Source organism: Streptomyces sp. NPDC023157 (genome assembly GCF_055560575.1).
Genome location: NZ_JBVHIL010000001.1, coordinates 517,167 through 536,675, shown reverse-complemented (window position 1 = coordinate 536,675; position 19,509 = coordinate 517,167). Strand labels below are relative to the sequence as shown.

Annotated in this window: 22 protein-coding genes; 12 read left to right on the top strand and 10 right to left on the bottom strand. The window is 72.9% G+C overall.

What is annotated here, in order from left to right:
* Positions 1–10 precede the first annotated feature (10 nt).
* Together ACZ3ZE_RS02480 and ACZ3ZE_RS02475 are read left to right on the top strand one after the other, a co-directional pair.
* Positions 11–364: a hypothetical protein gene (locus ACZ3ZE_RS02480; protein WP_361164714.1), complete on the top strand. Its 354-nt coding sequence runs from the start codon at positions 11–13 to the stop codon at positions 362–364.
* Between the two features lie 639 nt (positions 365–1,003).
* Positions 1,004–1,327, top strand: coding sequence for a nuclear transport factor 2 family protein (locus ACZ3ZE_RS02475; RefSeq protein WP_361163723.1), 324 nt, complete (start codon positions 1,004–1,006; stop codon positions 1,325–1,327).
* Between the two features lie 127 nt (positions 1,328–1,454).
* On the opposite strand, the gene ACZ3ZE_RS02470 is transcribed toward ACZ3ZE_RS02475, so the two are convergent.
* Positions 1,455–2,231 carry an SDR family oxidoreductase gene (locus ACZ3ZE_RS02470; RefSeq protein ID WP_361163725.1) on the bottom strand — a complete coding sequence of 259 codons (777 nt, stop codon included), beginning with the start codon at positions 2,229–2,231 and terminating at the stop codon, positions 1,455–1,457.
* Between the two features lie 102 nt (positions 2,232–2,333).
* On the opposite strand from ACZ3ZE_RS02470, the gene ACZ3ZE_RS02465 reads away from it, so the two are divergent.
* From ACZ3ZE_RS02465 to ACZ3ZE_RS02440, 6 genes are all read left to right on the top strand, one after another.
* Positions 2,334–3,968, top strand: a complete 1,635-nt coding sequence (locus ACZ3ZE_RS02465; protein WP_361628393.1) for an alkaline phosphatase D family protein — start codon at positions 2,334–2,336, stop codon at positions 3,966–3,968.
* Positions 3,969–4,000: 32 nt separating this feature from the next.
* Entirely contained in the window at positions 4,001–5,275 is a 1,275-nt protein-coding gene (locus ACZ3ZE_RS02460) for a Bcr/CflA family multidrug efflux MFS transporter (protein WP_361628390.1), read from the top strand.
* Between the two features lie 188 nt (positions 5,276–5,463).
* Positions 5,464–5,796, top strand: coding sequence for a hypothetical protein (locus ACZ3ZE_RS02455; RefSeq protein WP_361628387.1), 333 nt, complete (start codon positions 5,464–5,466; stop codon positions 5,794–5,796).
* An 85-nt stretch (positions 5,797–5,881) separates the two neighbouring features.
* The gene (locus tag ACZ3ZE_RS02450; protein WP_442303903.1) at positions 5,882–6,577 is read left to right on the top strand and encodes an RNA polymerase sigma factor; all 696 of its coding nucleotides are present in this window, start codon (positions 5,882–5,884) and stop codon (positions 6,575–6,577) included.
* Positions 6,574–6,939 (top strand): hypothetical protein, encoded by a 366-nt coding sequence (locus ACZ3ZE_RS02445; protein WP_467257059.1) that lies wholly within the window; start codon positions 6,574–6,576, stop codon positions 6,937–6,939. The genes ACZ3ZE_RS02450 and ACZ3ZE_RS02445 overlap by 4 nt, the downstream gene beginning before the upstream one ends.
* A gap of 85 nt (positions 6,940–7,024) precedes the next feature.
* Complete coding sequence (locus ACZ3ZE_RS02440) at positions 7,025–8,008, top strand: small ribosomal subunit Rsm22 family protein (protein WP_361628381.1); 984 nt, start codon at positions 7,025–7,027, stop codon at positions 8,006–8,008.
* A 9-nt stretch (positions 8,009–8,017) separates the two neighbouring features.
* On the opposite strand, the gene ddaH is transcribed toward ACZ3ZE_RS02440, so the two are convergent.
* Positions 8,018–8,848 (bottom strand): dimethylargininase, encoded by an 831-nt coding sequence (gene ddaH / locus ACZ3ZE_RS02435; RefSeq protein WP_361163740.1) that lies wholly within the window; start codon positions 8,846–8,848, stop codon positions 8,018–8,020.
* Between the two features lie 210 nt (positions 8,849–9,058).
* Between ddaH and ACZ3ZE_RS02430 the strand changes: the two genes are divergently transcribed.
* Positions 9,059–9,724 (top strand): TetR/AcrR family transcriptional regulator, encoded by a 666-nt coding sequence (locus ACZ3ZE_RS02430; protein ID WP_467257500.1) that lies wholly within the window; start codon positions 9,059–9,061, stop codon positions 9,722–9,724.
* Between the two features lie 109 nt (positions 9,725–9,833).
* Positions 9,834–10,610 (top strand): bifunctional DNA primase/polymerase, encoded by a 777-nt coding sequence (locus tag ACZ3ZE_RS02425; protein WP_361163741.1) that lies wholly within the window; start codon positions 9,834–9,836, stop codon positions 10,608–10,610.
* A 90-nt stretch (positions 10,611–10,700) separates the two neighbouring features.
* Here ACZ3ZE_RS02425 and ACZ3ZE_RS02420 read toward each other — a convergent pair whose 3' ends face one another.
* From ACZ3ZE_RS02420 to efeO, 4 genes are read right to left on the bottom strand one after another with little or no spacing between them, the layout of a single operon-like run.
* Positions 10,701–11,720 (bottom strand): SCO2278 family lipoprotein, encoded by a 1,020-nt coding sequence (locus ACZ3ZE_RS02420; RefSeq protein ID WP_361628375.1) that lies wholly within the window; start codon positions 11,718–11,720, stop codon positions 10,701–10,703.
* Positions 11,680–12,564 (bottom strand): iron uptake transporter permease EfeU, encoded by an 885-nt coding sequence (gene efeU / locus ACZ3ZE_RS02415; RefSeq protein ID WP_361628372.1) that lies wholly within the window; start codon positions 12,562–12,564, stop codon positions 11,680–11,682. The genes ACZ3ZE_RS02420 and efeU overlap by 41 nt, the downstream gene beginning before the upstream one ends.
* Positions 12,565–12,600: 36 nt before the next feature.
* Positions 12,601–13,929, bottom strand: a complete 1,329-nt coding sequence (gene efeB / locus ACZ3ZE_RS02410) for an iron uptake transporter deferrochelatase/peroxidase subunit (protein ID WP_361163747.1) — start codon at positions 13,927–13,929, stop codon at positions 12,601–12,603.
* Between the two features lie 15 nt (positions 13,930–13,944).
* Positions 13,945–15,102: an iron uptake system protein EfeO gene (gene efeO / locus ACZ3ZE_RS02405; RefSeq protein WP_361163749.1), complete on the bottom strand. Its 1,158-nt coding sequence runs from the start codon at positions 15,100–15,102 to the stop codon at positions 13,945–13,947.
* Between the two features lie 292 nt (positions 15,103–15,394).
* On the opposite strand from efeO, the gene ACZ3ZE_RS02400 reads away from it, so the two are divergent.
* Entirely contained in the window at positions 15,395–16,063 is a 669-nt protein-coding gene (locus tag ACZ3ZE_RS02400) for a PhzF family phenazine biosynthesis protein (RefSeq protein WP_467257057.1), read from the top strand.
* 136 nt (positions 16,064–16,199) lie between these two features.
* Here ACZ3ZE_RS02400 and ACZ3ZE_RS02395 read toward each other — a convergent pair whose 3' ends face one another.
* Positions 16,200–16,892, bottom strand: a complete 693-nt coding sequence (locus tag ACZ3ZE_RS02395; RefSeq protein WP_467257056.1) for a biliverdin-producing heme oxygenase — start codon at positions 16,890–16,892, stop codon at positions 16,200–16,202.
* An 85-nt stretch (positions 16,893–16,977) separates the two neighbouring features.
* Positions 16,978–17,835 (bottom strand): type I methionyl aminopeptidase, encoded by an 858-nt coding sequence (map, locus tag ACZ3ZE_RS02390; protein WP_361163755.1) that lies wholly within the window; start codon positions 17,833–17,835, stop codon positions 16,978–16,980.
* 58 nt (positions 17,836–17,893) lie between these two features.
* Here map and ACZ3ZE_RS02385 point away from each other — a divergent pair, with 58 nt between their 5' ends.
* Positions 17,894–18,145 carry a hypothetical protein gene (locus ACZ3ZE_RS02385; RefSeq protein ID WP_361163757.1) on the top strand — a complete coding sequence of 84 codons (252 nt, stop codon included), beginning with the start codon at positions 17,894–17,896 and terminating at the stop codon, positions 18,143–18,145.
* Positions 18,146–18,170: 25 nt separating this feature from the next.
* Here the strand turns inward: ACZ3ZE_RS02385 and ACZ3ZE_RS02380 are convergent, their stop codons facing one another.
* Together ACZ3ZE_RS02380 and ACZ3ZE_RS02375 are read right to left on the bottom strand one after the other, a co-directional pair.
* The gene (locus ACZ3ZE_RS02380) at positions 18,171–18,866 is read right to left on the bottom strand and encodes a hypothetical protein (RefSeq protein ID WP_363292139.1); all 696 of its coding nucleotides are present in this window, start codon (positions 18,864–18,866) and stop codon (positions 18,171–18,173) included.
* Positions 18,863–19,438 carry an RNA polymerase sigma factor gene (locus ACZ3ZE_RS02375; protein ID WP_361628363.1) on the bottom strand — a complete coding sequence of 192 codons (576 nt, stop codon included), beginning with the start codon at positions 19,436–19,438 and terminating at the stop codon, positions 18,863–18,865. Before ACZ3ZE_RS02375 ends, ACZ3ZE_RS02380 begins: the two co-directional genes overlap by 4 nt.
* Positions 19,439–19,509 lie beyond the last annotated feature (71 nt).

Below are 19,509 nucleotides of genomic sequence, written 5' to 3'. Positions count from 1 at the left end.
GGACACGCGCATGAATGACGGCCGGATCTTCCGCGAGGCGTGGATCGACGGCGTGAACAAGCACTATCCCGGCGAGCCGAAGCCCGGCTACGTCACGCCGTGGGACGAGACGCCCGTGTGGGAGCGCGAAGCCGCCACCGCCGTCTACGGGCAGGTGCGCGGCTTCATCGAGGTCAGCGGCGGGCATGCGGCTCGGCTCACCCGCGAGCAGAAGGGCCGATTCGTCGCGATCTGCTGGACCGCCCAGATGTTCAGGCACTTCGAAGACCCGAAGCCCGGATATGTTGCCGACTGGTCCGACCTGCCGGTCTGGCAGCGGGAGACGGACGCGGACATCTTCGAACGCATCGAAGGGACCGTCTGAATCTCGGGAGCGACGACGTCCCCGTCCGGGCCGATCCGGGCGGGGACGTCTTTTACGTAGCCATCAAAGGAGCCACGAAAGTGCCATCCCTACGTGTTTGTGCAGGTCATAGCATTGCGCCGACAGTCCCCGGCGTACAGCCCGACTCGTCTGCCCCTCAAGGCTTCCGACCAGCGAAACAGCGGGTCGGGGCCTTTCTTCTATCCCCGGGCCTGCGGCCTCCGATGCCTGCCGGTCCCCGGTCCCAGCCTCGGCGCCACCTCGGGAGCCGGGGCGACGGCCTCGGCAGGGGCAGACGGCCTGACGCATGCGGCCCGGCTCACCCGGGAGCGGAAGCGCCCGTACTGGAGGCCGGTCCGGCCGCCCCCGCCGCCGCCCGAGGAGGCTGAGCCGCCGGACGTGCTCGTGCCGTGGTGGCGGGCGTCGTGGTTGTCGTCGTGGAGTCGGGTGTACGCGTCCGCCGGGCAGCGGGTGCCCGGTGCGACCAGTTTCAGGCGGGCGGTCTCGTGGGCCGGGGAAGGCGTCCCGGGGTGTACTGCTTCGGATCTTCGGTTCGACGGGCCGGTCCCGCTGGTCCGGGCGGGGGCCGTCGTGGTGTCGGTGCCGGGGGCGGGTCGTCGCGCGGTGTACCGGTGGGGCATGACCATTCCTGTGGACCAGCTCACCGACCCCGCCGTGCGGGCCTTCGTCGTCGCTCTCAACGCCAACGACCGGCAGGCCTTCTTCGACGCCCTCGCCCCCGGCGCCACCATGTCCGACGACGGGTCGGACCGGGACGTGGCCGACTGGACCGAGCGGGAGGTCTTCTCCTCGAACGGGCGCATGGAGGTCGAGTCCGAGGCGGACGGGGGGCGGGCTCTCGTCGCCGACTACAGCAACGACACCTGGGGGGCCATGCGGACCGCCTGGAGGTTCACCGTCGACGGGGGGAAGGTCTCGCGGTTCGAGACCGGGCAGGCGTAGCCACCCCTCTCCTGCGGGGGCCCGCCCGCCGGAGCAGCCCTGCCCCCAAGCCCAGCCGCGCCCGCGGGCCCCGCCCCGGCGGGCGCCCGCCCCCAGCCTCAGCCGCCCCCCAATCTCACCCCCACCCTCACCCCCGCCCGATATACGGCATCCTCGTCGCCATCACCGTCGCGAACTGCACGTTCGCCTCCAGCGGCAGGCCCGCCATGTGCACCACCGTGGCCGCCACGTCCGCCGCGTCCATGACCGGCTCCGCCGCCAGTTCGCCGTTGGCCTGGAGGATGCCGGTCTGCATGCGGGCCGTCATGTCCGTCGCCGCGTTGCCGATGTCGAGCTGGCCGCAGGCGATCCGGTACGGGCGTCCGTCCAGGGACAGGGACTTCGTCAGGCCCGTCATCGCGTGCTTCGTCGCCGTGTACGCGATGGAGTGCGGGCGCGGCACATGCGCCGAGATGGAGCCGTTGTTGATGATGCGGCCGCCCTGCGGCGACTGGTCCTTCATCATGCGGAAGGCGGCCTGCGCGCAGAGGAACGCGCCCGTGAGGTTGACGTCCACCACCTGGCGCCAGGTCGCGGGGTCCAGGTCCTCCACGGGGACGCCGCCGCCCGCGAACGTACCCGCGTTGTTGAAGAGCAGGTCGACCCGGCCGAACCGGTCCCGTACCGCCTCGAAGAGGGACGCGACCTGGTCGGGGGAGGTCACGTCGGTGGGGACGCACAGGGTGTCCGGGGCGGGGAGGGGGGCCGCCGTCTCCTCCAGCGGGGCCAGGCGGCGGCCGGCCAGGGCCACCTGCCATCCGGCCTCCGCCAGGGCCCGTGCCACGCTCCGGCCGATCCCCGACCCCGCTCCCGTCACCACCGCGATGCTCATGGGCGCGCAGCGTACGGCAGACCCGTGCCCCATGAACTCATCCGTCCGACACGTGGACGTCCGGTAACCGACAGACTGAGGCCGTCCCGTTCCGCTGCAATACCGGACGGACAGCATCCGTCAGGGGAGGGGAACATGACCGTCAGTCAGGATCGTTCCGAGGAACTGCGGGCCGTCGCACGGCACTTAGGGCGGCGTCGCTTCCTCACCGTCACCGGTGCCGCCGCCGCGCTCGCCTTCGCGGTGAACCTGCCCGCCGCCGGCACGGCCGCCGCCGCCGAGCTCGACGCGCGTCGCCTGTCCGAGGACCCGTTCACCCTGGGGGTGGCATCGGGCGACCCGCTGCCCGGGTCCGCGCTGCTGTGGACGCGGCTCGCCCCCCGCCCGTACGAGACCGGTGGCGGTCTGCCCACCGGCAGCCGGGTCACCGTCCAGTGGGAGCTCGCCCACGACGAGCTGTTCCGGCGCGGGGTCCGGCGGGGGAGCGCGATCGCGCATCCCGAGTTCGACCACACCGTCCACGTCGAGGTCCCGGACCTCGGGCCCGGGCGGGTCTACTTCTACCGGTTCCGCGTCGGGGCCTGGACCAGCCCGGTGGGGCGGACCCGCACCGCGCCCGCTCCCGGGGCGCACAACACCCGCCTGAAGCTGGCCGCCGTCTCCTGCCAGGCGTACCACGACGGCTACTTCACGGCCTACCGCCACCTCGCCGACGAGGACGTCGACGTCGTCTTCCATCTCGGCGACTACCTCTACGAGTACGCCGTGAACGGCGCCGGCGGTGCCCGTGGCTACCGGGACCGGGTCCTTCCCGCCGTGTTCAACCGGGAGACGCTGACCCTCGACGACTACCGGCTGCGCTACGCGCTCTACAAGTCCGACCCGGACCTGATCGCCGCCCATGCCGCCCACCCGTTCGTCGTCACCTGGGACGACCACGAGACCGAGAACAACTACGCGGGCGACACCCCCGAGAACGACGTGCCGCCGGAGGAGTTCCTGATCCGCCGCGCCGCCGCCTACCGCGCCTACTGGGAGAACCAGCCGCTGCGCCGCCCCCAGCGGCCCCAGGGCCCGGACATGCGCCTGTACCGGCGGCTGCGCTTCGGGCGGCTCGCCCAGTTCGACATCCTCGACACCCGCCAGTACCGCTCGGACCAGGCGTATGGCGACGGCTGGCAGGTCCCGGGCCCCGAGTCCGAGGACCCGGCGCGCACCCTGACCGGCGCCGCCCAGGAACGCTGGCTGATCGACGGCTGGCGCGACTCCCGCGCCCGGTGGAACGTCGTCCCGCAGCAGGTCGTCCTCGCCGAGCGCCGCAGCGTCCCCACCGACGCGTACACCCTGTCCATGGACTCCTGGGACGGCTACCCCGCCTCCCGGCAGCGCGTCCTCGCCGGGGCCCAGGCGGCCGGCGTCGAGAACCTGATGGTGCTCACCGGCGACGTCCACGTCGCGTACGGCCTCGACATCAAGGCCGACTTCCGCGACCCCGGCTCCCGCACGCTCGGGACCGAGATCGTCACCACGTCCATCACCAGCGGGAAGAACGGCAGCGAGCGGCCCTCCAACTACGCGAACCTGACGCGCGCCAATCCGCACCTGAAGTTCTACGACGGGCGGCGCGGGTACGTGACCGTCGCGCTCGGGCAGGACAGCGCGCGGGCCGACTTCCGTACGGTCTCCGCCGTGACGACCCCCGGCGCCCCGGTGACCACCGCCGCGTCCTTCGTCACCGAGGCGGGCAACCCCGGACTCACCCCCGCCTAACATAAGGAAGGATTCAACGAAACGGAGCAGCGATGCCGGAGAGCGGCCGGACCACCACCAAACCCCACATAGCCGACGCACCGGCCGCCACCGCCCGCAGGGCAGGGCTGCTCGTGACCCTCGTGCTGGGCGGTCTCACCGCCCTCCCGCCGCTCTCCATGGACATGTACCTGCCGGCCCTGCCGGAGGTCACCGAGGTCCTCCGCGCACCCGCCGCCACCGTCCAGCTCACCCTGACCGCCTGCCTCGCCGGCATGGCGCTCGGCCAGCTCGTCGTCGGCCCCATGAGCGACAAATGGGGCCGCCGACGGCCGCTGCTCATCGGCATGATCGTGTACGTCCTCGCGACCGCCGTCTGCGCCCTCGCCCCCTCCGCCGGACTCCTCATCGGCTTCCGGCTGCTCCAAGGTCTCGCGGGCGCCGCCGGCATCGTCATCGCCCGCGCCGTCGTCCGCGACCTGTACGACGGCGTCGAGATGGCCCGCTTCTTCTCCACCCTGATGCTGATCTCCGGGGTCGCCCCGATCGTCGCCCCGCTCATCGGCGGCCAGATCCTGCGGATCACCGACTGGCGGGGCGTCTTCCACGTCCTCACCGGCGTCGGCATCGTCCTCACCCTGGTCGTCTGGCGCTTCCTCCACGAGAGCCTGCCGCCCGAGCGGCGCCACGCGGGCGGCGTCGGCGAGGCCCTGCGCACCATGCGCGGCCTGCTCGCCGACCGGGTCTTCACCGGCTACATGCTGGCCGGCGGGCTCGCCTTCGCCGTCCTCTTCGCCTACATCTCCGCCTCGCCCTTCGTCGTCCAGGAGATCTACGGGGCCTCCCCGCAGACCTTCAGCCTGCTCTTCGGGCTCAACTCCGTCGGCCTCGTCGCCGTCGGCCAGATCAACGGGCGGCTGCTCGTCGGCCGGGTCAGCCTCGACAAGGTGCTCGGCTGGGGCCTCGGCATCATCCTGCTCGCCTCCGTCGCCCTGCTCCTCATGACCAGCGGCGTCTTCGGCGAACCCGGTCTCGTACCCGTGGCCGCCGGCCTCTTCGTCCTGATGTCGGCGATGGGCCTCGCCCTGCCCAACACCCAGGCCCAGGCCCTCATGCGCACCCCGCACGCGGCCGGCTCCGCGTCCGCCCTCCTCGGCACCTCCTCCTTCCTCATCGGCGCCGTCGCCTCACCGCTCGTCGGCATCGCCGGCGAGACCACCGCCGTCCCCATGGCGGTCGTCCAGGTCAGCTGCGCGGTCGCCGCCATCGCCTGCTTCCTGCTGCTGTGCCGGCCCTGGCGCGCCGCACCGGAGCCGCGCAACTCCTGAGGTGACGATCCGGGGATCCGGCAGAAAGATTCCCGGGGCGGGTCGCAACCTCCGAGGGTGACGCACGTCTGGTGGGTTGAAGGCGCCCTTCAACCGATCCACCGATCCATCGATCCGGCTGATGTCCTGATCGCCTGATCGGCCGGATCCACCAGACCGTGTTCCGTCCCACTTCCTCGGGAGATCTCATGTCCGTCCACTCCAAGCGGAACCTCCGCCGTCCCCGCGTCCTGGGCGTCGCCGCCGGTGTCGCGCTGCTCCTCGGCGCCGGTTTCGCCGCGCAGGCCTTCGCCGACTCCGGCCCGAAGCCCGCCCCGGCCCCGGTGCCGGCCACCGCGCCCGACGCCGCCCCGGCCGTGTCGAAGCCCGGTGCCGGCGCACCCGCGCCCGCCCCGAAGGGCGTCTCCCCGGCCAAGGGGACCAGGACGACCGTCTCCACCGCCGCCACCCCCGCGTCGGCGGCCGCCCCGGCCGAGACCGCGCCCCGGGTGATCTCGCCCGGCACCGGCGTCCGGAAGTAGCCGAGCGGCCATGCCACCGGGGTGGCGGGACGGGCCCGGTCCCGTCCCGCCACCCCTCCCGCGACGGATCGACGAGGACGTGCCGTTGTCGTACGCCATATCCAGCACCCTCCCCGGCCCCGGCCCCGCGCCCGTGCCGTCGGCCTGGTGGTCGCGGCTGCTCGCCCGCGTGTCCCGGGCGGCCGACGAGGCGGCGGTACGAGGACGGGGGCGCGGGCGCCATCTCCGGGCGGTCGCACCGTCGTACGAGGACGAGCCGGCGTACGGTCACGAGTCGCCGTACCGCCGCGAACCGCCGCCCACCCTCACCGAGCTGTACCGGGCACGGCGGCTCGACATGGTGCGGCTCGCGCTGTTCCTGGTGGACGACCTGCACACCGCCGAGGACGTGGTCCAGGACGCGTTCACCGCGCTGTGCCGCACCCATGGCACCTCGCTCGGCGGGCTCAAGGACCCCGGGGCGTACCTCCACACCGCCGTGGTCAACGCCGCCCGCTCCGTGCTGCGCAGGCGCCGCACCGCGCGCGCGTACACCCCGCCGCACCCGGGCGCGGGGGCGCCGGTCGACGAGGGGCTGCTGCTCGCGGAGGAGCACCGGCACGTGCTCGACGCCCTCGCGCAGCTGACCCGGCGCCAGCGCGAGGTGCTCGTGCTGCGTTACTGGTCGGAGCTGACCGAGGCACAGATCGCACGGACGCTGGGGCTCTCGTGCGGCACGGTCAAGTCCACCGCGAGCCGGGCGCTCGACGCCCTGGAGAAGAAGCTGGAGGCGGACCGATGAGACCGCAGACACCGTCCGCCGGGGACCACGACTCCCCCGTCGAGGAGCGGCTGCGCGCCGCGCTGACCGCCCGCGCGGCCCTCGTCACGTATCACGAACTGCGCCGCGACCAGCCGCCCCAGGGCCGTGCCCGGGGGACGCGCCGGGTACGGGGGGTCGCCTTCGCGGGGCTCGGGGCGGCGGCGGCCGTGGCGGCCGCGTACCTGTGGGGGGCGTTCCCCGGCGGCCTGCTCAGCCCGGATCCGGCGCCGCCCGCGCGCCCGCCGGGCATCGTGGAACGGCCGACGCCGACGCCGGCCCGGCCGGCGTCCCCGGGCCCGGTCTCCCCGTCCGTGACGCAGGGCGGCGGCCGGCCGGGCTAGGGCCTGTCGTCAAACTCCTGCCCTGGCCCGGGACGCCGCTCCCACCTGCGCCGCTCCCACCCGCGCCGCCCCCTAGAATCGTGCGGTGAATGTTGGATCCACCGCCTCCGCCGAGTCCCTGCGCGCCGCCCTCGCCGGGGTCGTCGGCGGGCTGCCGCCCTCGCAGGCCGCGCGGGCCGTCGAGCGTCTGATCGCGCACTACCGGGGGACGACCCCGACCGACGCGCCCGTGCTGCGCGACCGGTCCGACGTGGTCGCCTACGCCGCCTACCGCATGCCCGCCACCTTCGAGGCCGCCCGGGGCGCCCTCGCCGCGCTGCGGGACGCCGCCCCCGACTGGGTGCCCGCCACGCACACCGACGTCGGCGGCGGGACCGGCGCCGCCACCTGGGCCGTCGCCGACCTGTGGGACGGGGCCGTGCCCCGTACCCGCGTCCTCGACTGGGCCGAGCCCGCGCTCACCCTCGGACGCGAACTGGCCGCCGGGGTCCTCGACGCCGACTGGCGGCGCGAGCGCGTCGGCACCGCGCTGCGGCTCGACGAGACCGACCTCGTGACCGTCTCGTACGTGCTCAAGGAGCTGACCGAGAAGGACCGGGCCACCCTCGTCGCCGAGGCCGCCCGCGTCGCGCGGGCCGTCGTCGTCGTGGAGCCGGGCACCCCCGACGGGTACGAGCGGATCATCGCCGCCCGGTCCGCCCTCGTCGAGGCCGGCTTCACCGTCGCCGCGCCCTGCCCGCACAGTGGCGCCTGCCCGATCGTGCCGGGCACCGACTGGTGCCACTTCTCCGCCCGGGTCAGCCGCTCCTCCCTGCACCGGCAGGTGAAGGGCGGCTCGCTGCCGTACGAGGACGAGAAGTACGCGTACGTCGCCGCCACCCGCTTCCCGGTGACCCCGGCGAGCTCCCGCATCACCCGCCGCCCGCAGATCCGCAAGGGACAGGTCCTGCTGGAGCTCTGCGGGCCGGACGGGCTCAGCCGGGAGACGGTCACCAAGCGCCACGGGCCCCTGTACAAGGAGGCCCGGGACGCCGACTGGGGTGACCCCTGGCCGCCGGAGACGGAGTGACGGTACGGGTCAGGGGCGTAGCTCCTGGGTGCAGCACTTCACGCTGCCGCCGCCCTTGAGCAGCTCGCCCAGGTCCATGCCGATCGGTTCGAAGCCGCGCTCCCGCAGCGGGCCGTAGAGCCCCACCGCCGCCTGGGGGAGCAGCACGTTCAGGCCGTCGCTGACCGCGTTCAGGCCGAGCGCGGCGGCATCCTCGGCGGTGGCGATCAGGGCGTCGGGGAACAGGCGTTCCAGGACGCGGCGGCTGCCGGGGGAGAAGGCGTCCGGGAAGTACATGATCTCGTCGCGGGCGTCGTCCAGGACGCACAGCGCCGTGTCCAGGTGGTAGTAGCGCGGGTCCACCAGCTCCAGGCCGATCACCGGGCGGCCGAAGAACTCCTGGGCCTCGTCGTGCGAGAGCGGGCTGGAGCGGAAGCCCCGGCCGGCCAGGATCCAGGAGTCGGTGACGGCGAAGTCGCCCTCGCCCTCGTTCACGTGTTCCGGCACCCGTAGGTCCGTGTCCGGGTAACCGTTCCTGCGGAACCAGTCCAGGTGCGCGGCCGCCTCGTCCGAGCGCTCCGGGTGCGCGAACCTCGCGCCGAGCACGCGGCCGTCCACGACGGTGGCGCCGTTCGCGGCGAAGACCATGTCCGGAAGTCCCGGACCCGGGTCGAGCAGCTCCACGGTGTGGCCGAGGGCCCGGTAGCGGTCGCGCAGGTCCTCCCACTGCGCGAGGGCCACCGGCAGGTCGACCGGCTTCGTGGGGTCCATCCAGGGGTTGATGGAGTAGGTCACCTTGAAGTGCGTGGGTGGGCACATCAGATAACGGCGGGGCGAGGCCTCGCGCGGGGTGTGGCGCAAAGAGGGCTCCTCTACGGTCGCTGAGCGTTGAGCCCATGGTCCGCCTTCCGGGGGCCGTGCGCACTGGACCGTTCGGGTGGTTCCGATGAAGAACGGGTGGCGAGACGATACGTCTCGCCGACTGTTAGGTTTGACGGCATGACCGACTCCAAGGGGCGCGATTCCAAGGCGCCCGACGCGAAGGCAGCCGACCCCACGGCGCCCGCCTCCATGGCGTCCGACAAGGTGTCCGACTCCACGGCACCCGACAAGGCGTCCGACAAGGCGCCCGACTCCTCCCGGCGCAGCGAGCGCTCCCGCCGCGCCATCTACGCCGCCGCCCTCGACCTCGTCTCCGAGAACGGCTACGCCAGGACCACCGTCGAGGGAATCGCCTCCCGCGCGGGCGTCGGCAAGCAGACCATCTACCGCTGGTGGCCGGTGAACACCAAGCCCGCCGTCCTCATGGAGGCCTTCCTCGACCTGGCCGAGCAGGCCGACGAGGCGCTCGGCGGCAGCGGCGGGAGTGAGATCCCCGACACCGGCGACCTCGCCGCCGACCTCAAGCTGGTCCTGCGGGCCACCGTCGACGAGCTCAACAACCCCGTCTACGACCGCCCCACCCGCGCGCTCGCCGCCGAGGGCATCGTCGACCCCGGACTCGGCGCCCAGTTCACCGCCCGGCTCCTCGAACCCGCGCTCCAGCAGTACGTGCGCCGCATCGAGGCCGCCCAGACCGCCGGCGACGTCGACCCCTCCGTCGACCCCCGCATCGCCCTCGAACTCCTTGTCGGACCCCTGCACCACCGCTGGCTGCACCGGACCCGGCCGCTCACCCACGCCTACGCCGACACCCTCGTCGACTACGCGCTGCGCGGCCTCGGCGCCCGTCCGTGAGAACCGGCCCACCCCCCGGTTCCCGACTCCGGTCACCCGAGGCGCAGGATGGTGGGACCATGGAGAGCCCGTGGGACCGAACGGGCGAGCACGAGGTGTGAGGGGATAGATGGGCGACGGCATCGGCCGCTTCCGCGGCACGGAGAGCAAACTCGCACAGTGGCTGCGCAGGCGCCCCAAGCGGAGCGCGGCCGATGTCGAGAACGACCGCGAGAACGCGCTCCTGGCCGTCGCCGCCGCGGGGATGCCACTGGCGCCCGCCGCGTACCCCGTCGGCTACCGCTGTTCCTGTGAGCGGATCGGCTGTCCCACCCCCGCCCGGCACCCCGTCTCCTTCGCCTGGCAGACCCAGTCGACCACCGACCGCGCCCAGATCGAGCGCTGGGCCCGCAACCAGCCCGAGGCGAACTTCGTCACCGCCACCGGCATGGTCCACGACGTCCTCGACGTCCCCCTCGCCGCCGGCCAGGCCGCCCTCGACCGGCTGCTCGCCGAGGGCGTCGAGGTCGGCCCGGTCGCCGTCTCCGGCGCCGCCGAGGACCGCGACAACGGCCGCATGCTGTTCTTCACCGCCACCCGGGGCACCCCCGAGGACGAGGACGAGTGGTGGCCCTGTGAGCTGGACTGCCACCCCGAGACCATGGACGAGCATCCGGGGCTCCGCTGGCACTGCCGCGGCAGCTACGTGCTCGTGCCGCCGTCCCGGCTCCCCGGTGACGAGGGCAGCCAGCCGGTCCTCGCCTGGGTCCGCGGCCCCGAGCACCCCCTGCCCGAGCCGCTGAACCTCCTGGAGTCCCTCACCGACGCCTGCGCCCGCCACGCCGCCGCGCGCGCCGAGCAGGGGGAGCCCACGGACCACGAGGCCGCCTGGCCGCTCAGCCGCTGAGCCCGGCGCGGGAGCAGCGGCCCGGCGCGGAGGCGGCGGGCAGCGCGCCGTGGTCGGCGAGCCCGGCGCGGAGGCCTGGCGCCCGAGGGGTTACGACCCCTCCGCCGCCGTCACGCCCTGGAGCCGGCCCACGACCGCGACCGCGTCGCGTTCCGTGCCCGCCGGCTTCACCAGCACCGTCTGGCTGGACACCCACCGCTTGGTGACCGTGTTCTTGACCTCGCCGGTCAGCAGCGCCTTCACGTCCTTGCCGACCTTCGGCCGGTAGCCCGGGGCCGCCGTCTGGCGCTCGAAGTAGCGGGTGGCGAAGAAGACCAGCGCCCCGCCGTCCTCCGTCGCGAGGCCCAGCGGCGCGAAGTCCCCGGCGCTGTCCGCCCGGTCGACGTACTGCGTGACGAGTCCGGGCCGCTTGGCGTCCTTCTCCCGCTCCGCCCGCCACTCGGTGGTGTGCGGGCCGGGCGCGAACGGCCCCTGCTGCCCGGCCGCCCCGCCCTTCAGGAACGACACGTACCGCTCGCCGAGCTCCTGCGGCGCGACCGCGAGGCCCTGGGAACCGGCGCCGACGGGCACCGCGTACCCCGCCTCGCTCTTGAACGCGGGGACGTCGCCGGCGCTCAGGATCGACAGGTAGGCGACCTCCCAGAGCTGCTGGGCGCCGCCCCGCACGAAGACCAGGAGCCAGCGGGTGTCGCCGGAGCTCTGGTCGGTGTCCCGGTTGGAGTCGGCGTCCGCGACGAAGTAGCGCGGCCAGCCGGCCTTCCGGGGGATGGCGAACCTGGTGTCCGTGAGCTCCAGCGGCCGGTGGTCCGGGTTGCCGCCGGGGGTGGACTTCTGGCGCGACGTCAGGCCCGCCTGGTTGATCTCGCCCATCGGGCCGGTGACCCGGCCCGCGTCGAGGGCCGGGTCGTACGCCTTGTCGGCCTTGTTGTAGGCGTCGGTGAAGTCTTTGAGGGCCTGTTCGGCCTCGGCCTTCGTCGCGGCGGGCGTCAGCTCCCGCTCGCCGTGCACCGTCACACAGCCGCTCGCGGTCAGGGCGAGGACGGAAGCCGTCACCGCCGCGAGGAGCGTGTCAGCCGGTCGCCTCCGCGCCGGTCGCCTCAGCCTTCTCATCGGTCTCGGTCGCCTTCTGCTTCGCCACCCGCTTGGACGGACCCGACCCTACCGGGGCCAGGAACACGGCGAGCGTCGGGATCAGATAAGCGGCCCACACCGTGACCTGAAGGACCGTCGGGTCGGGCTGGAAGTTGAACACGCCCTTGAGGAGCGTGCCGTACCAGCTGTCCGGCGGGATCGTCGCGGAGACGTCGAAGGCCTTGGTCGACAGGCCGCCGAGGAAGTCCGCCTCCTGCAGGTCGTGCACGCCGTACGCGAGCACACCGGCGGCGACCACGACCAGCATGCCGCCGGTCCAGGTGAAGAACTTCGCCAGGTTGATCTTCAGCGCGCCCCGGTAGAACAGCCAGCCCAGGAGCACGGCCGTCAGCAGACCGAGGATCACGCCGGCCAGCGGCGCGTACGTGCCGTCCGAGGAGGCCCGCACCGACGCCCACACGAACAGCGCCGTCTCCAGGCCCTCCCGGCCGACCGCCAGGAACGCGGTCGCGACCAGCGCGCCCGTGCCCATCTGGAGCGCCGCGTCCAGCCTGCCGTGCAGCTCCGTCTTCAGGTGCCGCGCGGTGCGCCGCATCCAGAACACCATCCAGGTCACCAGGACCACCGCGATGATCGACAGCGAGCCGCCCAGCAGCTCCTGCGCCTCGAAGGTCAGCTCCTGCGAGCCGAACGTGAGGCCGGCGCCGAAGGCGAGCGCGAGCGCGACGGCGACACCGATGCCGATCCAGATCGGCCGCAGGGCGTCCCTGCGCCCGGTCTTCACCAGGTAGGCGATGAGGATGCAGACGACCAGGCTGGCCTCAAGACCCTCGCGCAGGCCGATCAGATAGTTGCCGAACACGGCGGTCCCTTCTTGGATGACGGGGCGGTACGCGACTCAGGCGAACAGCGCCCGGCCCCACCAGTCGTCCTTGTCACGGACGCCCGGCGGGATCGCGAACAGTGCCGAACCCACGTGCTGCGTGTACTCGTTGAGCGCGTCGTGGCGGGACAGCGAGGTCTGCACCGGGATGAAGCCGGTACGGACGTCCCGCATGTACGCGAGGAAGAACAGGCCCGCGTCCAGGCGGCCCAGGCCGTCCGTGCCGTCCGTGAAGGAGTAGCCGCGGCGCAGGATCGTCGCCCCGCCGTTGGAGTCGGGGTGCGCCAGGCGCACGTGCGCGTCCGGCTTCATCGCCTTCAGGAACGGCTCGTCGTGCTCCTTGGCCTTGCCGACGGGCGCGCCTTCCTTCTTGTCGCGGCCGAAGACGTCCTCCTGCTCGGCCAGCGAGGTGCGGTCCCAGGTCTCGACGTTCATCCGGATCCGGCGCGCGACGAGGTACGAGCCGCCGTCCATCCAGGCGGCCGGACCCTCGGCGCCCTTGCCCGCCACCCACACGTGCTGCGCGAGGCGGTCGGTCTCGGTGCCCGCGATGTTGCGGGTGCCGTCCTTGAATCCGAACAGGTTGCGCGGGGTCTGGGCGTCCGGGGTCGTCGAGGACGTCTTGCCGAAGCCCAGCTGGGACCAGCGCACCGCGACCTTGCCGAAACCGATGCGGGCCAGGTTGCGGATGGCGTGCACGGCGACCTGCGGGTCGTCCGCGCAGGCCTGGACGCACAGGTCGCCGCCGGTGCGGGCCGGGTCCAGGTTGTCGCCGGGGAACTTGGGCAGCTCCACCAGGGCCGCGGGCCGCTTGTCCGCGAGACCGAAGCGGCCGTCGAAGAGCGAGGGGCCGAAGCCGATGGTGAGGGTGAGCCGGGACGGCTTGAGACCGAGGGCCTCACCGGTGTCGTCCGGCGGGGCCTCCGGCAGGCCGCCGTAGGCGCCCTCGCCGACCTCGTGGCCCGCCGTCATGCGCTCGGCGGCCCGGGTCCAGTCCTTCAGGAGCTGGATCAGCTCGGCACGGTCCTTCGTCTTCACGTCGAAGGACGCGAAGTGCAGCCGGTCCTGGACGGCGGTGGAGATGCCGGCCTGGTGGGTGCCGTGGAAGGGGACGGCCGCGCCGCTCTCCGCGACGGGCTCGGTGGCGCCGCCGCCGCCCCGGGTCAGGGCGACGGTGGTGCCGGCCGCGACGGCGCCGAGCGCGAGCCCGGCCCCGCCCCAGCCGATGACGCTGCGACGGGAGGGCGCGGAGCCCTGCCCGGTCTGCTCAGTGCTCTGCGCGGCGCTCTCCGAGGAGTTCTGCGCGGCGCTCTGCGTGGTGTTCTCGTCCGACGAGGTGCTCATCCCGTTCGTCCCCCTCTACTTCACAACCGCGGCGGCCAGCTTGGAGAGCGGCTCGGCCAGCGCGTTGACGGCGTCCGACAGCTCCTTGCGCTGCTCCTTGCCGACCTTCTCGTACGAGGTGAAGACGTAGCTCGTCTTGTCGGTGCGGTACTTGTCGAGCAGCGTGTTCAGGGCGGCGAACTGCTTGTCGAGCTCGGCGACCAGCTGGGGGTCGTTCTTGGAGGCGACCGGCTTCAGCAGGTCGAAGGACTTCTGGGCGCCCTCGACGTTGCCCTTGAAGTCGACCAGGTCGGTGTGCGAGTAGCGCTCCTCCTCGCCGGTGACCTTGCCGGTGGCGACCTCGTCCAGGAGCTCCTTGGCGCCGTTGGCCATGGAGGTGGGCGTGATGTCGGCCTTGCCGACCCGCTTCTGCCAGTCGGCCAGGTCCTTGTCGAGGAGGTCGGCGAGCTGCTTCTCGCGGTCGCCGATCTTCTTGTCCTGCCACAGCGCCTTCTCCAGGCGGTGCCAGCCGGTCCAGTCCTTCGCCACGTCCTGGCCGGCCTCCAGGCCGTCCTCGCGGACGTCGACCTTGGGGTCGATGTCGCCGAAGGACTCGGCGACCGGCTCGGTGCGCTCCCAGCCGATACGGGACTCGGCGTAGGCCTTCTTGGCGGCCTCGACGTCGCCGGCGCGGACGGCGTCGGTGAAGACCTTCACCTTGGGCATGGTGGCGTCGGCCTGCGCCTGCACGTACTGGCGGTAGGCGGCGACGGCGGCGTCCATCTCGGGGGAGCGCTTGACGGCGGCGGCACCGGCGCCGGTCGCGGTGACCTTCTGGCGGATGCCGTCGCCCTTCATGCCGGGCTTGCAGGCGATCTCGTAGTCGCCGGCCTTGATCTCGGCGGTGATGGAGGCCTTGGTGCCGGGGCCGATGTTCTCGCGCTCGGCGACGATCCGGTCGTCCGGGTAGAGGACGTAGACCTCGGTGACCTTGCTGCCGCGGTTCTCCACGTTCAGCTTGAGGTGACCGGCCGGGAAGTCCTTCTTGGAGACCTCGCAGGAGTCGTCCTTGGCGATCACCTGGATCGCGCCGTCCTCCGACTTCCCGTCGCTTTTCTGGGTGCAGCCCGTGACGGCGGCCAGAGTCGCCGCCGTGACGGCGGCGGTGACGACGGTGAGACGGACGGCTCGCATGTGGGCTCCACTCGGGGACACGACGCTGGGGACGGGGTGAGGCGGACCTAACTTAACCGAGGCTTACCTCAGCCATACCCACGCGTCCAGTGATTCAGCTCTCAGGACCGGGGCCTCGGACACGGCCAGGTCACGGCTGGCTCATGGAGGCTTCAGTGCTTGGTCAAGGACTGGTCAAGCAGGGTGAATTGTCCTGATTCGGGTTACGCGTGGGTAGGGAGACGGGGGTGCCGGGTCGCGGATGCGGGAACACCTCCCCCTGTCGCGGGTGTCTGGATGCTTCAATTCCGCCATGAACACGACGGTCACTGACATCGACGTCCTGCGGGTCTTCTGTGCGGGCGACGGCCGGCACGGCAACGCCCTCGGTGTCGTACGGGACGGGCGCGGCCACCCCGACGAGGCGTCCCGGCAGGCACTCGCCAAGGAACTCGGCTTCAGCGAGACCGTGTTCGTGGACGACCCGGAGCGGGGCGTCGTCGACATCTACACCCCGGGGCTGCGGCTCCCCTTCGCCGGGCACCCGCTCGTGGGCACGGCCTGGCTGCTCGACCTGGAGGTCATCTGCCCGCCGGCCGGCGAGGTGTGGGTGCGCGGCGACGGCGAGTTCACCTGGATCGAGGCCCGCGCGGAATGGGCCCCGCCGCGCACGCTGAAGCGGTACGCCTCGGCCGACGAGGTCGACGCCCTGGCCGTCCCGGAGCCGGGGGAGTGGATCTACGCCTGGGCCTGGGAGGACGAGGCCGCCGGGCGGATCCGCGCGCGGGCCTTCCCGGGGCGCGGCGACGGCATCGACGAGGACGAGGCGACGGGAGCGGTGGCGCTGCTGCTCACGGCGGAGCTCGGCCGGGCGCTCAACATCACCCAGGGGCGCGGCTCGCAGCTGCTCACCGCACCCGGCCCGGACGGCATCGTCGAACTGGGCGGCCGCGTCCGCCTGGAGCGGACGCTCACCGTCTGAGGGCCGGGGTTGGGCTGGTCCGGGCCCGGAGCGGAGGGGGCCGGGGGCCCGGGCGGAGAGGCCGCCCGAGCGCGCAGGCCGCCCCGACCGGACCCGTACCGGCCCGGCCGCCCGCCCGGCCCCGTACCCCTCGCGATCAGGCCGCGGTCAGCGGGAACTCGCTCGCCAGTTCGCGGAACACCGCGCCGTTGAAGTCGAAGGCGCGCTTGCACTCGTCGATGATCCGCTGCTTCTCCAGGTCGTCCACGTCGACCCCGTCGAGCAGCTCCCGGTACGCCCGCTTGAAGGCGGCCGGGTTGCCGATGGCGTCGAACACGTAGAACCGGACGCCGTCGCCCTTGCGTGCGAAGCCCCAGGTTCGCTCGGCCTTGTCGCGGATGATCTGGCCGCCCGACAGGTCGCCCAGGTAGCGGGTGTAGTGGTGCGCCACATAGCCGGCGGGCCAGCCGCGGGCGCACTCGGCGACCCGCGCCGCGTACGCCTCGGTGGCGGGCAGCGCCGTGAGCCCGGCGCGCCAGCCGGGGCCCCGCAGGTGGGCGAGGTCCTGCTCCAGGGCGGCGGTCCGGAACAGCTCCGGCTGTATGAAGGGCCCGGCGACGGGGTCGGCCTGCAGGGCCTCGGCGCCGTCCTCCAGGGCCCGGTAGACGAACCACAGCTGCTCCGTGTAGCGCGCGTACGCGTCCACGGCCAGGTGGCCGCCGAGGAGATCGCTCATGAACGTCGACGACTCGGCTTCCGTGTGCTGCTCGTGCGAGGCGGTGCGGATGAGCGTCGAGAAGGGCGTGTCCAAGGCGTGCCTCCGGGACCGTCGGGGGTCGGGAACCGTCATGACCAGGATGATCCTGCCGACTTAGGCTTGCCTAAGTCAATTGGTTCCCGACGTCCTGTCGGTAAAAAGCTACCCCTCCATCGGGTCAGGGCAACGTAAGGATCTCGGCCCCGGTCTCCGTCACCACGAGCGTGTGCTCGAACTGCGCCGTCCGCTTCCGGTCCTTGGTCACCACGGTCCAGCCGTCGTCCCACATGTCGTACTCGTGGGTGCCCAGGGTCAGCATCGGCTCGATCGTGAACGTCATGCCGGGCTCGATGACCGTCGTGTGGTGCGGCGAGTCGTAGTGCGGAATGATCAGCCCGGAATGGAACGACGAGTTGATGCCGTGCCCCGTGAAGTCGCGGACGACGCCGTAGCCGAAGCGCTTGGCGTACGACTCGATGACCCGGCCGATGATGTTGACCTGGCGGCCCGGCTTGACCGCCTTGATGGCCCGGTTCAGGGACTCGCGGGTCCGCTCGACGAGCAGCCGGGACTCCTCGTCGACGTCGCCGCACAGGTAGGTGGCGTTGTTGTCGCCGTGGACGCCGTTGATGTACGCGGTCACGTCCAGGTTCACGATGTCGCCGTCCTGGAGGACGGTCGAGTCGGGGATGCCGTGGCAGATGACCTCGTTGACCGACGAGCACAGCGACTTCGGGAAGCCGCGGTAGCCCAGCGTCGACGGATAGGCCCCGTGGTCGCACATGTACGCGTGCGCGACCCGGTCCAGCTCGTCCGTGGTCACCCCCGGCGCGATGTGCTTGGCGGCCTCCTCCATCGCCCGCGCGGCGATGCGGCCGGCGATCCGCATCCGCTCGATCGTGTCGGAGTCCTGCACCTCGGGCCCGGAGTACGGGGTGGGGGCGGGCTTTCCGACGTACTCGGGGCGGCGGATGGACCCCGGAACGGAACGGTGGGGGGAGAGCTCCCCCGGTACGAGAAGCGACTGGCCAGACATGTCAGCGAGTCTAACGACCGCGTCTGGGGCAGCATGGCGAGAGAGGAAGGAGCCGACGATGGCCCTGTTCAAGAAGCGCACGGTGGGCAAGCCGGGCGAGTGGTACTACTGCCTGGAGCACAAGAAGGTCGAGGAGGGCCCCGAGTGCCCGGCCAAGAACCGCTTCGGCCCGTACGCCTCCCCGGAGGAGGCCGCCCACGCCATGGAGACGGCGCGGGAACGGAACCTGGAGTGGGAGACCGACCCCCGCTGGCACGACAAGCAGGGCGGCGGCGAGGGGAACGACGGCCCCTCCGGGCAGGACCGGTAGGGGGCCCTCGCGACGGCCGGGGCCCTCACGACCCGTTCCCGGCGAAGCCCGCTGTGGCCAGTACGGTCCCGGCCGGGTCCAGCAGCCGGACCCCGGCCGGCGCCGCGCTCCCCACCTGGGCCGGGGCGGCCCAGTAGCCGTACCCGTCCTTGAGCGCGAACGACCCCAGCACCGCCGAGCCGCCGTCGGAGCCGTCGAGCACGCACCGCACCGGCCCGCTGCCCGCTCCCTCCAGGTCCACCGACATGTACACCCAGCCCGGGTTCCCCTGGTGCGCGAAGACCCGGCCCACCTCGTGCCCGCCCGGGGCGACCAGGGCCGCCTCGAACAGCCCCGGACGCGCCGCACGCCCCGGATCCGTCGAGACCGCCGGCGCGCCCTCCACCACCGTGCCGACCGCCCAGCCGCCGAACCCGCAGGCCAGGGCGGCGGCCAGCGCCGCCGCCGCCAGCCGCAGCCGGCGCCTCCCGCGCCGCCGCCGGGGCACCGGGGCCGGAGCCAGCGCCGCCACCACCCGGCTCTCGAAGCCGACCGGCGGCTCGGCCTCCGGCAGCAGTCCGAGCAGCCCGTCACCGGCCGCCGTCAGCTGCTCCACGTACTCCCGGCACTCCGGGCAGCGGTCCAGATGGGCCACCGCCTCGGCCCGCTCCCGGGCCGGCAGGACCCCGAGCGCCAGCTCGGCACCCAGCTCCCGCAGCCGCTCGCACGCCACGCCGCTCATCGCTCCCCCTCCCGCTCCAGGGCCGCCCGCAGCTTCATCGTGCCCGCCCTGATCCGGGTCTTGGCAGTGCCCAGCGGCACGGACTCCAGCGCGGCGACCTCCCGCGCGGTCATCCCGTAGATCCCGGCCATCACCAGCGCCCGCGCCTGCTCGCGCGGCAGCGTCGCCACCGCCCGCCGCACCCGCTCCGAGCCCTCCTCCGCCACCGCGTACCGCTCGGGCGTGTCCGTCATCGCGCCGAGCAGCGCGTCCAGGTCCTCCGGGGCCACGGGACTGGCCCGCCGGGCCCGTACCGCGTCGATCGCCAGGTTGTGCGCGATCGTCGTCAGCCAGGTCCGCACCGAGCCGCGCCGCGGGTCGTACACCTGGGCGTGCCGCCAGGCCCGCTCGAAGGTCTGCTGGGCGATGTCCTCGGCCAGCTGGGGATCGCCGACGACGGCGACGGCCACCCCGAACACGGTCCGCTGGAAACGGCGCACGAAAGCCACCGCGATCTCCTGGTCGCCCGTGGTCAGACCGGAGAGCAGCGCCTCGTCGGGTACCTGCCCGAGGGAAGAGCCCATGTGCCGCATACCCGTGGATACGTTCCGCGGCCCCGAAGGGATTGCCTGGATCCATTGTCCGTCCGTACGGCAATCCCTTC

Excerpts from the sequence above, each read along its gene's own strand:
- ACZ3ZE_RS02430 (WP_467257500.1), top strand. The coding sequence starts at position 9,059 with ATGGCGTCCGACAAGGTGTCCGACTCCACGGCACCCGACAAGGCGTCC.
- ACZ3ZE_RS02420 (WP_361628375.1), bottom strand. The coding sequence starts at position 11,720 with ATGAGAAGGCTGAGGCGACCGGCGCGGAGGCGACCGGCTGACACGCTC.
- efeB (WP_361163747.1), bottom strand. The coding sequence starts at position 13,929 with ATGAGCACCTCGTCGGACGAGAACACCACGCAGAGCGCCGCGCAGAAC.
- ACZ3ZE_RS02380 (WP_363292139.1), bottom strand. The coding sequence starts at position 18,866 with ATGAGCGGCGTGGCGTGCGAGCGGCTGCGGGAGCTGGGTGCCGAGCTG.
- ACZ3ZE_RS02470 (WP_361163725.1), bottom strand. The coding sequence starts at position 2,231 with ATGGGGCACGGGTCTGCCGTACGCTGCGCGCCCATGAGCATCGCGGTG.
- ACZ3ZE_RS02460 (WP_361628390.1), top strand. The coding sequence starts at position 4,001 with ATGCCGGAGAGCGGCCGGACCACCACCAAACCCCACATAGCCGACGCA.
- map (WP_361163755.1), bottom strand. The coding sequence starts at position 17,835 with ATGTCTGGCCAGTCGCTTCTCGTACCGGGGGAGCTCTCCCCCCACCGT.
- ACZ3ZE_RS02400 (WP_467257057.1), top strand. The coding sequence starts at position 15,395 with ATGAACACGACGGTCACTGACATCGACGTCCTGCGGGTCTTCTGTGCG.
- ACZ3ZE_RS02395 (WP_467257056.1), bottom strand. The coding sequence starts at position 16,892 with ATGACGGTTCCCGACCCCCGACGGTCCCGGAGGCACGCCTTGGACACG.
- ACZ3ZE_RS02445 (WP_467257059.1), top strand. The coding sequence starts at position 6,574 with ATGAGACCGCAGACACCGTCCGCCGGGGACCACGACTCCCCCGTCGAG.
- ACZ3ZE_RS02455 (WP_361628387.1), top strand. The coding sequence starts at position 5,464 with ATGTCCGTCCACTCCAAGCGGAACCTCCGCCGTCCCCGCGTCCTGGGC.
- efeO (WP_361163749.1), bottom strand. The coding sequence starts at position 15,102 with ATGCGAGCCGTCCGTCTCACCGTCGTCACCGCCGCCGTCACGGCGGCG.
- ACZ3ZE_RS02425 (WP_361163741.1), top strand. The coding sequence starts at position 9,834 with ATGGGCGACGGCATCGGCCGCTTCCGCGGCACGGAGAGCAAACTCGCA.
- ACZ3ZE_RS02475 (WP_361163723.1), top strand. The coding sequence starts at position 1,004 with ATGACCATTCCTGTGGACCAGCTCACCGACCCCGCCGTGCGGGCCTTC.
- ACZ3ZE_RS02375 (WP_361628363.1), bottom strand. The coding sequence starts at position 19,438 with ATGCGGCACATGGGCTCTTCCCTCGGGCAGGTACCCGACGAGGCGCTG.
- ACZ3ZE_RS02480 (WP_361164714.1), top strand. The coding sequence starts at position 11 with ATGAATGACGGCCGGATCTTCCGCGAGGCGTGGATCGACGGCGTGAAC.
- ACZ3ZE_RS02465 (WP_361628393.1), top strand. The coding sequence starts at position 2,334 with ATGACCGTCAGTCAGGATCGTTCCGAGGAACTGCGGGCCGTCGCACGG.
- ACZ3ZE_RS02385 (WP_361163757.1), top strand. The coding sequence starts at position 17,894 with ATGGCCCTGTTCAAGAAGCGCACGGTGGGCAAGCCGGGCGAGTGGTAC.